At 71.3% G+C, this 13062-nt stretch carries 12 protein-coding genes and 1 pseudogene; 8 read left to right on the forward strand and 5 right to left on the reverse strand.

The window, feature by feature from the left end:
- A pseudogene (locus tag AB0F62_RS14090) lies at positions 1-84 on the forward strand (thymidine kinase); the annotation flags it as partial.
- A gap of 48 nt (positions 85-132) precedes the next feature.
- On the opposite strand, the gene AB0F62_RS14095 reads toward AB0F62_RS14090, so the two are convergent.
- Entirely contained in the window at positions 133-2274 is a 2142-nt protein-coding gene (locus AB0F62_RS14095) for a LamG domain-containing protein (RefSeq protein ID WP_361797027.1), read from the reverse strand.
- A gap of 111 nt (positions 2275-2385) precedes the next feature.
- Complete coding sequence (locus tag AB0F62_RS14100; protein WP_361797030.1) at positions 2386-3252, reverse strand: helix-turn-helix transcriptional regulator; 867 nt, start codon at positions 3250-3252, stop codon at positions 2386-2388.
- Positions 3253-3518: 266 nt separating this feature from the next.
- Here AB0F62_RS14100 and AB0F62_RS14105 point away from each other — a divergent pair, with 266 nt between their 5' ends.
- From AB0F62_RS14105 to AB0F62_RS14115, 3 genes are all read left to right on the forward strand, one after another.
- Positions 3519-4886: an MFS transporter gene (locus AB0F62_RS14105; RefSeq protein ID WP_361797315.1), complete on the forward strand. Its 1368-nt coding sequence runs from the start codon at positions 3519-3521 to the stop codon at positions 4884-4886.
- A gap of 192 nt (positions 4887-5078) precedes the next feature.
- Positions 5079-6089, forward strand: a complete 1011-nt coding sequence (locus tag AB0F62_RS14110) for an aldo/keto reductase (RefSeq protein ID WP_361797033.1) — start codon at positions 5079-5081, stop codon at positions 6087-6089.
- 34 nt (positions 6090-6123) lie between these two features.
- Positions 6124-6708, forward strand: coding sequence for a TetR family transcriptional regulator (locus AB0F62_RS14115; protein WP_361797036.1), 585 nt, complete (start codon positions 6124-6126; stop codon positions 6706-6708).
- A gap of 286 nt (positions 6709-6994) precedes the next feature.
- Here AB0F62_RS14115 and AB0F62_RS14120 read toward each other — a convergent pair whose 3' ends face one another.
- On the reverse strand, positions 6995-8377 hold the full coding sequence (locus tag AB0F62_RS14120; RefSeq protein ID WP_361797039.1) for a glycine--tRNA ligase: 1383 nt from the start codon (positions 8375-8377) through the stop codon (positions 6995-6997).
- 194 nt (positions 8378-8571) lie between these two features.
- On the opposite strand from AB0F62_RS14120, the gene AB0F62_RS14125 reads away from it, so the two are divergent.
- Genes AB0F62_RS14125 through AB0F62_RS14140 form a run of 4 tightly spaced genes read left to right on the forward strand, consistent with a single transcriptional unit; the run spans position 8572 to position 11701 of the window.
- Positions 8572-9525, forward strand: coding sequence for a zinc ABC transporter substrate-binding protein (locus tag AB0F62_RS14125; protein ID WP_361797042.1), 954 nt, complete (start codon positions 8572-8574; stop codon positions 9523-9525).
- Positions 9526-9562: 37 nt separating this feature from the next.
- Positions 9563-10324 (forward strand): metal ABC transporter ATP-binding protein, encoded by a 762-nt coding sequence (locus AB0F62_RS14130; protein WP_361797045.1) that lies wholly within the window; start codon positions 9563-9565, stop codon positions 10322-10324.
- Positions 10324-11238, forward strand: a complete 915-nt coding sequence (locus AB0F62_RS14135) for a metal ABC transporter permease (RefSeq protein ID WP_361797048.1) — start codon at positions 10324-10326, stop codon at positions 11236-11238. The genes AB0F62_RS14130 and AB0F62_RS14135 overlap by 1 nt, the downstream gene beginning before the upstream one ends.
- Before the next feature lie 37 nt (positions 11239-11275).
- Positions 11276-11701 carry a Fur family transcriptional regulator gene (locus tag AB0F62_RS14140; RefSeq protein WP_361797050.1) on the forward strand — a complete coding sequence of 142 codons (426 nt, stop codon included), beginning with the start codon at positions 11276-11278 and terminating at the stop codon, positions 11699-11701.
- A 33-nt stretch (positions 11702-11734) separates the two neighbouring features.
- Here AB0F62_RS14140 and AB0F62_RS14145 read toward each other — a convergent pair whose 3' ends face one another.
- Entirely contained in the window at positions 11735-12121 is a 387-nt protein-coding gene (locus AB0F62_RS14145; protein ID WP_361797053.1) for a hypothetical protein, read from the reverse strand.
- Positions 12122-12167: 46 nt separating this feature from the next.
- On the reverse strand, positions 12168-13007 hold the full coding sequence (locus AB0F62_RS14150) for an isoprenyl transferase (protein WP_361797056.1): 840 nt from the start codon (positions 13005-13007) through the stop codon (positions 12168-12170).
- Between the last annotated feature and the right edge of the window lie 55 nt (positions 13008-13062).

Genomic DNA, 13062 nt, shown 5'->3' on the forward strand with positions numbered 1-13062 from the left:
GACCTGCGGCTGGACGTCTTCGCCTTCGGGATCACCACCGACTTCCGCACCAGGCTCTTCCCCGGCTCCCGGCGGCTGGTCGATTCCGGCGGGCCGCGGAGAGGTCAGACCTCCGGGCTCAGCACGGACGGATCAGCAGAGGCAGGGGTCCGTACCAAAGCCCAGGCCGATCACGTCCCTGTCCCGCAGGGCACCGGAGTAGGCCTGCACCTCGTCGACATCGCCGTGGAGGTACTCGCCCCAGCTGTCACCGGCCTTGGCCCGGCCGATCTGGAGGGCACCGCTGCTGTGCCAGCCGTTGGGGAGGCTCGCGGTCGCCTTGGCGTTCGTGTACCCGTCGAGGTACAGCTTGATCGTGTCGGTCCCGTCGTCGTAGATCACGGCGAGTCGATGACCCTGGCCCTCGCCGCCGTCCGCGCCCGTGATCTGGGACACCACCTTCTCGGGGGCTCCGGCCTCGTCCCTCTCCGGCATCACCAGTTGCCAGGCGTACGTGGACGGCTCGTAGCGCACCTTGAACGCGTCGGTGTGCTCGCCGGCCTGCGAGAGCACGGTCATCGGGTGGGCCGGCTCGGAGTCCGCGAGGCGGACGACGATGCCGACGGTGAAACTGTCCCCGGTGTCCACGACCGGCCCTTCCGCGGCCGCGTACCCGGTCTCGCCGTCCAGGTGCAGGTGCCCGTCACCCACGAGTGGCGGCGTCACCGGGATGCAGTCGGGATCGAAACCACAGGTGTCCTCGGGGGCCCGGTAGATCGAAGCCCCCGTGCCGAGCCGCAGCGGCGCGCCGCCCGACTGCTCAGGGCTCGCGCCGTCCGCCGCGTCCTCCAGCGACCAGTGGCCGAGCAGCTTCGGCTGACGCCCTGCCAGTTCGGTCACCTCGTCCGGTACCACCACCCGGTCGTGGACCTGTACGTCACCGATGTCACCGTGCCACCGGTCACGGTAGCCGGTGGCCCCGCGGGCCCGTCCGATCTGGAACGCGCCGGCCGTCGCGGCGGGGGCCGCCTCTGCCGCGGTGCCGGCCTCATGGCCGTTGACGTACAACTGCGCGCGGCCCGTCTCCGCGTCGTACAGCCCCAGCAGATGGGCCCACTCGCCGGTCTCCGGCGCGCCGCCTGACACCCGCGCGTCCGCGATCGCGAACGACCAGACGGGGCCGGAGTCCTGGCTGCGCAGCCCGAGGGTGAAGCCGGGCTTCCCGTCCGCGTCCTGGCTGGCGACGGTCATGTTCCGGCCGGTTTCGGCAGGCCGCACCCAGGCGCTGACGGCGAAGGTCTTGCTGATGTCGGTGGCCGGGACGTCCGGGGTGAGGAAGCCGTGTCCGCTGCCGTCAAGGCTGACGGTGGCGGTGGCTCCGGTGCCCGCGGGCGCCGGACCGCCGAAGGTCACGCCGGTACCGGCACGTGCGGCGGTGCCCGTCTCTGCGGAGGCCGAGCGGGAGCCTGCCGGGTCGTCCAGCTTCCAGCGGGCTACAGCAGCGCGCCCGGACTTCACGTTGAAGTAGTACAACGACTGCGCGCTGCTCCGGCCCGACCTGTCGATCGCTCGGACCGTCAGCCAATTGGGCCCTGAAGTGAGCGGCAGATAGGGAATGGTCACGGCTGCGCCCGGCCGCTCCGCGGAGACGGTCCCGTAGGGGCCTCCCAGGAAGCCGTACGTGTAGGACACGACGTCGTCGGAGGGCGAGTCCATGGTGAAGTGGCCGTAGACGCCCACCCCGTCCACCCAGAAGACCTGCTCGGGGTTGGGATATTCGGGAGAGCTGATCACCGCCTTCTCGGGATTCGCGTCGTCGTAAACGAACGAACAGACCGCGCCGTCGCCCTCATCGCTCCATGCGGAGGTCGCCTTGCCGTCGTTCGCGCGGACGTGCCAGGAGACGACCGTGTTCGCCGGGATGTCGTTCGGCATCGTCCAGTAGTAACGCGACCCCGAAGACAAGGTGATGGTGGTGAAGGTACGGCGCTGCTCCGCTCCTGCCGCGTCCGTCCACCACGCTTCGAACTCGCCGTTGAGCGGGCCGGCTTGGGGAGGCTGGTTGTCCTCGTCGGCGTCGTACAACACGGCACTGAGCCTGGGCGGCTGGGAGACGTACGGCGTGTCGTCGCCGGTCGCACAGGCCTCGCTCTGTGACTGCAGGTCCTGAACCAGCGGCTGCTTGGGCGGCCGGTTGTCCACCGCATGCGCCGTGCCGGCGGTCGTGGCCAGCAGCGCCGCCGCGCAACTCCCCACCACCACCATCCGTCTGCGCCTGCCCGACCTTCCGGACATGATCAAGTGACCCTCCCCTGTGAGTACTTGCAGCTCGTGGATCACACGAGCCGCACGAAGCTAACAGAGGTCACCGACACCGCCGAAAAGGGTTTTCGCGTCAGCGGCCGCTCACACCGGCATCGGCATAGCGCTCGGCGCGGTGCGGGCGATCTCGTACAGCCGGTCCAGCCGCTCGCGGGTGAGGGCGTCCGCCGGGGAGTAGGTGACCAGCCGGGGGCCGTGGCGGGGGCCGAGCCACAGATGCGTGAAGTGGAAGGTCAGCAGCCCGACCCTGGGGTTGAGGAAGCGCTTGGTGCGGTTCTCCGGTTCCTGCACCTCATGGCGCTCCCACAGCTCCCGGAACTCCGGTGAGGCCTGTTCGAGCCGCTTGACCAGGGACTTCCACGGCGGCTCAGCGAGGTGTTCGGCCATCGCCGCCCGGTACTTGGCGACCATCTGCCGGCTGGTCTCCTGCCAGTCGGGCAGACCCTCGCGCCAGGCGGGGTCGGTGAAGACCAGCCACATGATGTTGCGGTCCTCGAAGGGGAGCCTGTCGAGGTCGTCGACCAGCCGCGCGTAGGTGCGGTTGTGGGCGATGACATCGGTGCGGCTGTTGAGCACGGCCGCGGGCAGCGGCTCCAGCTTCGCCAGCATCTCGCGGATCTGGTCGGACATCCCCGGGCACTGGGCACGCGGATTGGGGTCCGGCACCCCGGCGAGGAGGAAGAGGTGGGTGCGCTCGTTCGGGTCCAGCATCAGGGCCCGGGAGATGGAGTCCGCCACCTGGGCGGAGATCTGGATCTCACGGGCCTGCTCCAGCCACGTGTACCAGGTCACCCCCACCGCGGCCAGCTGCGCCACCTCCTCGCGGCGCAGCCCCGGGGTGCGGCGTCGGCGGCCGGGCGGGAGTCCGACCTGCTCGGGGGAGATCCGTTCACGACGGCTGCGAAGGAAGGAGGCGAGCTCGCTCCGCGCCGCGGCGCTGGGAGACGTCATATGTCCAGAGTGCCTGAGAGCCCAGCCCATTGCCAGGTGGTGCCGATACCTGGATAAACGCTCTCTGGTACCCCCTTGGGAACGGGGACATCGTGGCATACGTGACCGATCGCATCCAAGCCACCGTCTCCGCACACCTCCGCTCCCGGACACGCGTCCGGCCGCCCGTCATCCGGGTCGGCACCCACGACCGGGCGCCGGCCCCGGGCCCGCCGCCCTCGGCCGCCGAAGCGCCGCCCGGCGCCGCCGCACCGTCGCTCAGTGCGCTGGGCCTGTTCACCGTGCTGCTCGGCGCCTCGCTGCCGCTGATCGACTTCTTCATCGTCAACGTCGCCCTGCCCGCCATCGAGACCGATCTGCACGCGGGGGCCGCCCTGCTGGAGCTGGTCGTGGCCGGATACGGCGTGGCGTACGCCGTGCTGCTGGTGCTCGGCGGCCGGCTGGGCGACTCCTTCGGCCGCCGCAGGCTCTTCCTCGCCGGCATGGCGGCGTTCGGCCTGACCTCGCTCGCCTGCGGCCTGGCGCCCGACGCCTGGGTGCTGGTGGGGGCCCGCATCGCGCAGGGCGCGTCGGCCGCGCTGATGCTGCCGCAGGTGCTGGCCACCATCCACTCCGCCACCTCGGGGCACCGCCGCGCCAAGGCGCTCAGCCTGTACGGGGCGACCGCGGGCCTGTCCATGGTCGCGGGCCAGGTCCTCGGCGGCATCCTGGTCGCCGCGGACATCGCCGGCACGGGCTGGCGCGCGGTGTTCCTGGTGAACGTGCCGGTCGCGGCGGCGGGCCTGCTGCTCGCGCTGCGCTCGGTGCCGGAGACCCGTTCGGACCGTCCCGCGCCGGTCGACCGGCCGGGCACCCTGCTGCTGGCGGTGTCGCTGGTGACCCTGCTGGCGCCGCTGACCGAGGGCCGGGCGGCCGGCTGGCCGGCCTGGACCTGGGCGTCGCTGGCCGTCTTCCCGTTCGCGGCGCTGGCGTTCTTCCTGGTCGAGCGGCGGGCCGACCGGGCCGGACGGGTCCCGCTCGTGCCGCCGAGCCTGTTCGCGCTGACCGGGATGCGGCGCGCGCTGCCCCTGCTGGTGCCGTTCTGCATCGGCTTCGGCGGCTTCATGTTCGTCATCGCGGTCGCGCTGCAGCAGGGCCTGCGCTACGGGCCGGTGGAGGCGGGCGCCACCCTCGTGCCGATGGCCGTGGCGTTCTTCGCGGCCTCGCTGGCCGGTCCGCGCCTGGTGGGCCGGTACGGCGGTCGCGTGGTCACCGCGGGCGGCGTCCTCCAAGCCGTGGGCATCGCGGTGCTGGTGCCGACCGTGCTCCGCGGCTGGGACTCCGGCCTCACCCCCTGGGCGCTGCTGCCGGGTGTGGCGATCGCCGGCTTCGGCCAGGGGCTGCAACTGCCGGTGCTCTTCCGGCTGGTGCTGGCGGATGTGCCGGCCGAACGGGCGGGCGTGGGCAGCGGGGTCATGATCACCACCCAGCAGTCGGCGCTGGCCCTGGGAGTGGCCACTCTCGGCACGCTCTTCCTCTCCCTGGCCCCGTCGCACGGAACGCGTGACGCGGTGGTCGCGGTCCTGGTGGTGCAGCTCGCGGCGGTGGCCGGGACAGCGCTGCTCAGCCTGCGGTTGCCGCGCCACGTGGCCTGACGAGGCACGGCGGCCACCACGGGCCGACGCGGGCCGACGACAGGGCGCGGCGGGCCGGGGGACGGCTCGGATCCGGTCGGAGCGAGGTCGATGACAGCCATGCACTGACAGATATTGAAATCTGTCAGCGCATGTGTCACTGTTGTCAGCATCCCCGCACGACCTCCTGATCCGATCCGAGGAGTCCCCCTCATGCAGAACCGCACTCTCGGTTCCACCGGCCCCACCGTCTCGGCGCTCGGCCTCGGGGCCATGGGCATGTCCGCCCTCTACGGCGACGCCGACCGCGGCGAGTCGATCGCCACCATCCACGCCGCCCTCGACGCGGGCGTCACCCTGATCGACACCGGCGACTTCTACGGCATGGGCCACAACGAGATGCTCATCGGCGAGGCCCTGCGCGCGGCCTCCCCCGCCGACCGCGAGAAGGCGCTCGTCAGCGTCAAGTTCGGTGCCCTGCGCGGGCCGAACGGCGATTGGCTCGGCATCGACGGCCGCCCGGCCGCCGTCAAGAACTTCGCCGCGTACTCGCTGCAGCGCCTGGGCGTCGACCACATCGACGTCTACCGCATCGCCCGGGTCGACCCGGCCGTCCCGATCGAGGAGACCGTCGGCGCCATCGCCGAGCTCGTCCAGGCGGGCCACGTACGGCACATCGGCCTGTCCGAGGTGGGCGCCGCGACCCTGCGCAGGGCCGCCGCCGTGGCCCCGATCAGCGACCTGCAGATCGAGTACTCGCTGATCTCCCGCGGCATCGAGGAGGAGATCCTGCCGACCGCGCGTGAGCTGGGCATCGGCGTCACTGCGTACGGCGTGCTGTCCCGCGGCCTGATCAGCGGCCACTTCACCCGGGACCGGCAGCTGGCCGGCAACGACTTCCGCGCGATGAGCCCCCGCTTCCAGGGCGAGAACCTGGAGCACAACCTCGGACTGGTCGAGGCCCTGCGCAAGATCGCGGAACAGAAGGGCGTCTCCGTCGCCCAGACCGCCATCGCCTGGGTGCTGGCCCAGGGCGAGGACATCGTCCCGCTGGTCGGCGCCCGCACCCGCGAGCGGCTGGCCGAGGCCCTGGGCGCCCTGGACGTGACCCTGGACGCGGACGACCTGGCGGCGATCGAGACCGCCGTCCCGGCCGACGCGGCCGCCGGCGAGCGCTACCCGCAGTCCCAGATGGCCCACCTGGACAGTGAGCACCGGCACTGACGGGCAGCCGCCCGGCCCTGGGAGAATGGCGACCATGCCACCCGAGACGCTGACCGCCGAACGCATCCTCGAGACCACGGAAGAGGTCCTGCGCCGTTACGGCCCGGCCAAGGCCACCGTGGTCGACGTGGCCCGCGCCCTCGGCGTCAGCCACGGCAGCGTCTACCGGCACTTCCGCACCAAGGCCGCGCTGCGCGAGGCGGTCACCCAGCGGTGGCTGGACCAGGCCCACGCGGAGCTGACGGCGATAGCGCAGGACGACGCCCGCCCGGCTCGGGCGCGGCTGCGCGCCTGGCTGGAGGCCCTGTTCGCGGCCAAGCGGCGCAAGGCGGGCGGCGACCCCGAGCTGTTCGCCACGTACATGGCGCTCACCGTCGAACACAGCTCGGTGGTCGCCCAGCACGTCACCGTCATGGTCGGGCTCCTCGCGCGGATCGTCCGGGACGGCGTGACCGCCGGCGAGTTCGCCGCCGGCGACCCCGATGCCACCGCACAGGCGGTGTGGGACGCCACCGTCCGCTTCCACGACCCGGCGTACGCCGCCGAGTGGTTCGCCCCGGGCATCGACGCCGCGTTCTCCGCGGTCAACGACCTGATCCTGCGCGGCCTGGAGGCCTGAGCGCCCGCCCCGCGGACGCACGAAGGCGCCCGGCCACCCCCGCGAGGGGTGGCCGGGCGCCTTTCGCGTATCGCGGAATCCGGACCTAGGTCATGTCGTCACATGAGCGTCGGCCGCCCGAAGGGCGGGCCCAGCGGCTCCCCCAGCTGGCGCTGGGAGGTGCCCCCAGGTGCGGTGCATCGCAGGGCGGAGAGTCGTCCTCGTAGTGGGCTACTCGGACGATTCGACAACGCAGCGAGGTGCCGTGCCAGGCGCCGCTGGGCAGGCGGGCATGTGACGACACGACCTAGCAGCCGAGCAGGCGGCCGCCGAGGTAGGCCTCGACCTGGTCCAGCGAGACGCGCTCCTGCTTCATGGTGTCGCGCTCGCGCACGGTGACCGCGTTGTCCTCGAGGGTGTCGAAGTCGACGGTCACACAGAACGGGGTACCGATCTCGTCCTGACGGCGGTAGCGGCGGCCGATGGCACCGGCGTCGTCGAACTCGATGTTCCAGTGGCGGCGCAGGTCCGCCGCGAGGCCCTTGGCCTTGGGCGAGAGCTCCGGGTTGCGCGACAGCGGCAGGACGGCGACCTTGACCGGCGCCAGGCGCGGGTCGAGGCGCATGACGGTGCGCTTCTCCATCACGCCCTTGGCGTTCGGGGCCTCGTCCTCGTTGTACGCGTCGAGCATGAAGGCGAGCATGGCGCGGTTGAGACCCGCCGCGGGCTCGATGACGAACGGGAAGTAGCGCTCACCGGCCTCCTGGTCGAAGTACGACAGGTCCTGGCCGCTGGCCTGGCTGTGGGCCTTGAGGTCGTAGTCCGTGCGGTTGGCGATGCCCTCCAGCTCGGAGAACTCGGTGCCGCCGAAGTTGAAGCGGTACTCGATGTCGGTGGTGCGCTTCGAGTAGTGGGAGAGCTTCTCCTTGGCGTGCTCGAACCAGCGCATGTTCTCCTCGCGCAAGCCGAGGCCCCGGTACCAGTCCCAGCGCTGCTGCATCCAGTACTCGTGCCAGGTCTCGTCCTCGCCCGGCTTGACGAAGAACTCCATCTCCATCTGCTCGAACTCGCGGGTCCGGAAGATGAAGTTGCCGGGCGTGATCTCGTTGCGGAAGGACTTGCCGGTCTGGGCGATGCCGAACGGCGGCTTGCGGCGCGAGGTCTGCTGCACCAGGGCGAAGTTGGTGAAGATGCCCTGCGCGGTCTCCGGGCGCAGGTACGCGACCGCGCCGGAGTCCTGGGTCGGGCCCAGGTGCGTGGAGAGGAGGCCGGAGAACTGCTTGGGCTCGGTGAAGGTGCCCTTGTTGCCGCAGTTCGGGCAGTTGAGGTCGGTCAGGCCGTTGGCCGGCAGGTGGCCGTGCTTGGCCTCGTACGCCTCCTCCAGGTGGTCGGCGCGGTAGCGCTTGTGACAGGAGGTGCACTCGGTGAGCGGGTCGGTGAACGTGGCGACGTGACCGGAGGCCTCCCAGACCTCGCGGGCCAGGATCACCGAGGAGTCCAGGCCGACCACGTCCTCCCGGGAGGTGACCATCGCACGCCACCACTGGCGCTTGATGTTCTCCTTCAGTTCGACGCCCAGCGGCCCGTAGTCCCAGGCGGCCTTCTGGCCGCCGTAGATCTCGCTGCAGGGGAAAACGAAGCCACGGCGCTTGCTCAGGCTGACGATGGTGTCGATCTTGTCGGCGGCCACGGTGCTCTCTTCAGACGACGAAGCGGTCGGTGGGATCCGCCGGGTCGCGTGCGGTCCGGCGAATACCTCAGATTACCGGCGGGTGCGGGCCCCGTATCAAATCGGTTCCACAGTCCGGTGTCGGTCCGGCGCCGCGGAAGCCGGGCACAAAGGCCAATTGACAATCGTTTCCAATTTTGTTGAAAATGGGTGTCATGAACATAGGTCGCGCCCTCGTCCCCCTCACCGCCGTCGCCGGGCTGGTCGCCCTCACCGCCTGTTCCACCGCGGGCGCGAGCGGTGACGACGGCCGGCTCAAGGTCACCGCGTCCTTCTACCCGATGCAGTTCCTGGCCGAGGAGATCGGCGGCGGTCACGTCGACGTGACCGAGCTGACCAAGCCGGGAACCGAACCGCACGACCTGGAGCTCACCCCGCGGCAGACCGGGGCGCTGGGCGAGTCCGACGTCGTCGTCTACCTCAAGGGCCTCCAGCCGGCCGTCGACGACGCGATAGCCCAGTCCGGCGTGAAGAACACCGTCGACGCCGCCGCGCTGACCCCCCTGGAGGACCACGGCACCGAGGTCGACGGCCACCACCACACCACCGGGGACAACCACACCGGGCACGAGGACGACGAGGACGCGGGCGCCGACCCGCACATCTGGCTCGACCCGGTGCGCTACGCCAAGGTCGCCGAGGGCGTCGGCAAGGCCCTCGCCAAGGCCGACCCGGACCACGCGGCGACGTACGAGAAGAACACCGCCGCGCTGGTGAAGAAGCTGGACGCGCTCGACACCGACTTCCGGGACGGGCTGAAGAACCGCACCTCGGACACCTTCATCACCACCCACGCCGCCTTCGGCTACGTCGCCGAGCGCTACGGGCTGGTCGAGGAGGCGATCAACGGCATCAACCCGGAGTCGGAGCCCAGCGCGGCCCGCGTCAGGACGCTGCACCAGCTCGCCGAGGACAAGGGCGTCAGCACCGTCTTCTTCGAGACGCTCGCCAGCGACCGCACGGCCGCCACCCTCGCGGGCGACCTCGGCCTCAAGACCGCCGTGCTCGACCCCATCGAGGGCATCACCGACAAGTCCAAGGGCCGCGACTACTTCGAGGTCCAGCACAGCAATCTCGAGGCCCTGCGCGCGGCGCTCGGCGCGAAGTGAGGCCGCGGAAGTGGGGCCGGAAGTGACGGAGGCAGGAATGGACACGGTCATAGCGCTGCGGGGTGCGACCGCCTCGCTCGGCTCGCGCCCGGTACTGCGCGGTGTCGACCTGACCGTGCGGCGCGGCGAGGTCGTCGCGCTGCTCGGCGCCAACGGCTCGGGGAAGTCCACCGCGGTCCGCGCGGTGGTCGGCCAGGTGCCGCTGACCCGCGGCGAGCTGGAGCTGTTCGGCATCCCCCGCAACCGCTTCCGCGACTGGGCGCGCATCGGCTACGTACCGCAGCGCACCACGGCGGCCTCCGGTGTCCCCGCGACCGTGCGCGAGGTGGTCTCCGCCGGGCGCCTGGCCCGGACGAAGCTGGGCCTGGTCCGCAAGGCGGACCGGCGGGCCGTGGAGCGCGCCCTGGAACTCGTCGGCATGGCCGACCGGGCCGGCGACGCCGTCGACGCGCTCTCCGGCGGCCAGCACCAGCGGGTGCTGATCGCCCGCGCGCTGTCCGTCGAACCCGAACTGCTGATCATGGACGAGCCGATGGCGGGCGTCGACCTGGCGAGCCAGGAGGTGCTCGCCGGGACGCTGCGCGAACAGGTCTCCCTGGGCACCACGGTGCTGCTGGTGCTGCACGAACTCGGCCCGCTGGAGCCGCTGATCGACCGCGCGGTGGTGCTGCGCGACGGCTGCGTCGTCCACGACGGCCCTCCGCCCCGCGCCCAGGGCCAGCACGCGCTGCCCGGCCACGACCATGTCCACCCGCACGCCGACCGTGCGGCCGAGCCGATCCGGACGGGGCTCTTCTGATGGAGCTGTTCTCCTACCCCTTCATGCAGCGGGCCCTGATCGCCGCCGTCCTGGTGGGCATCACCGCCCCCGCGATCGGCATCTACCTCGTGCAGCGCCGCCAGTCGCTCCTCGGCGACGGCGTCGGCCATGTCGCCCTGACCGGCGTCGGTCTGGGGTTCCTGCTCAGCACCAACCCGGTGTGGACGGCCGCGGCCGTGTCGGTCGCGGGCGCGGTCGTCATGGAACTCATCCGCTGGTACGGCAGGACCCGCGGTGACATCGCCCTGGCCATGCTGTTCTACGGCGGCCTGGCGGCGGGCGTCATGTTCACCTCGCTCGCCCCCAACGGCTCCAACGCCAACCTCCTCACCTATCTGTTCGGCTCCATCACCACCGTCTCCCCGGAGGACATCACCGCGATCTGCCTGCTGGCGGGCTTCGTGGTGCTGGTGACCGTGGGCCTGCGGCGGCAGCTGTTCGCCGTCTCCCAGGACGAGGAGTTCGCGCGGGTGACCGGCCTGCCGGTGCGCCTGCTCAACCTGCTGGTCGCGGTCACCGCGGCGGTCACGGTCACGGTCGCCATGCGCGTCGTCGGGCTGCTGCTGGTCAGCGCCTTGATGGTGATCCCGGTCGCCGCCTCGCAGCAGATCGCCCGCAGTTTCGCCATGGCCTTCGCCCTGTCGGTGGTCATCGGCGTGGCCGTCGCCTTCTCCGGGACGGTCACCTCGTACTACGCCGACGTGCCCTCCGGCGCGACGATCGTGCTGCTGGCCATCGGCGTCTTCGTCACCCTGACCCTGCTGGCCGCGCCGCTGGCGAAAAAGCGCGCACGACAGGCCGCCGAGGACGGAACACGGTGCACCCTGGAGGTACCCGCGGCGCGTCCCACCGACGATGACGTCCGGGTGCGAGCCCCAGGACTGGCAGAATGACCGACCGAACCGACCGAGTACGAGTAGGAGGCCACCGGTGACGACCGCCAAGCCCCCCGTCCGCAGCCGATCGACGCGGCAGCGCACCGCCGTCGCCGCGGCTCTCGCCGAGGTCGACGAGTTCCGCAGCGCCCAGGAGCTGCACGACCTTCTGAAGCACCGTGGCGACTCGGTCGGCCTCACGACGGTCTACCGCACGCTGCAGTCGCTCGCCGACGCGGGCGAGATCGACGTCCTGCGCACAGGCGACGGCGAGTCCGTCTACCGCCGCTGCAGCAGCGGACACCACCACCACCTGGTCTGCCGGGTCTGCGGAAAGGCCGTCGAGGTCGAGGGCCCCGCGGTCGAGAAGTGGGCGGAGGCGATCGCCGGGGAGCACGGCTTCGTGGACGTCGCCCACACCGTGGAGATCTTCGGCACCTGCGCCGACTGCGCGTCCTGCGGCAAGGCCGCCGGAGCCTGACCCGGGCCCGCCCGCCGTCGCGCTCGTACCGCCTCAGCCGGACCAGCGGTCCAGGCAGCGGTACGAGCCGTCGTCGTCCCGGCTGACCGTGTCGTGGGACCAGCAGGGAAACGCGGGTGCGATGGTCCACAGACGCCAGGCCACGAGTGCCGCGACGCAGACGGCCAGGACGAGTGCGGCCCGGGACCGGCGCCCCAGGACACCGAACACGCCCGCGGCGGCCAGGACGGCGATCGCGCACGTGTACACGACGAACTGCACCCGGTTATCCCGCAGACCGGGGAACGACTCCATCTCCGTCGTACCCGCGAAGGCCACCAGCACGAGGAACAGGGCGAGGCCGAACAGCGCCGCCGCACCGCAGCCGCGCTCGGCGGCCACGCTCGTCCTCCGCGCCCCGTCCCGGTCCGTGCCGTGCATGCCCCGCCCCCGTGTCCCCCGCCGCCCGTGGACGACCGCGGGGTGACTACTCGGTGTCCGCGCCGCTCTCCGTCGCCGGCGGCTGCTCGTTCGGGATGGCGCCGCCGAAGCGGCGGTCGCGGGAGGCGTACTCCAGGCAGGCGCGCCACAGGTCCCGGCGGTCGAAGTCGGGCCAGAGGACGTCCTGGAACACCATCTCGGCGTAGGCGGACTGCCAGATCAGGAAGTTGGAGGTGCGCCGCTCGCCGGAGGGGCGGACGAACAGGTCCACGTCCGGCATGTCCGGGTGGTACATGTACTTGGCCAGGGTCTTCTCGTTGACCTTGGAGGGGTCGAGACGACCCGACTTTATGTCCTGCGCCATCGCCGCCGCCGCGTCGGCGATCTCGGCGCGGCCGCCGTAGTTGACGCACATGTACAGCGTCATCGCGTCGTTGTCGCGGGTCATCTCCTCCGCGACCTGGAGCTCCTTGACCACGGACTTCCACAGCCGCGGCATGCGCCCGGCCCAGCGGATCCGGATGCCCATCTCGTGCATCTCGTCGCGGCGGCGGTGGATGACGTCCCGGTTGAAGTTCATCAGGAAGCGGACCTCGTCGGGCGAGCGCTTCCAGTTCTCGGTGGAGAAGGCGTACAGCGAGAGGTTCTTGACGCCCAGCTCCAGACATCCCTTGAGGACGTCGAGCACGACGGACTCGCCGACCTTGTGGCCCTCGGTACGCGGCAGGCCGCGCTCCTTGGCCCAGCGGCCGTTGCCGTCCATGACGATGGCGACGTGCTCGGGAACCAGCTCGCCCGGGATCTTCGGGGGCTGCGCGCCGGACGGGTGCGGGTCGGGAGCCCGGTACTCGCGCTTGGGACGGCTCAGAATCCCGCGTACTGCCATGCCCTTGCTCTCCACTTCCTGTGCTTCGCGTCTCGATGCCGCGGAACGCCGCCCG

The organism is Streptomyces sp. NPDC026673 (assembly GCF_040638135.1).
Taxonomy (GTDB): domain Bacteria; phylum Actinomycetota; class Actinomycetes; order Streptomycetales; family Streptomycetaceae; genus Actinacidiphila.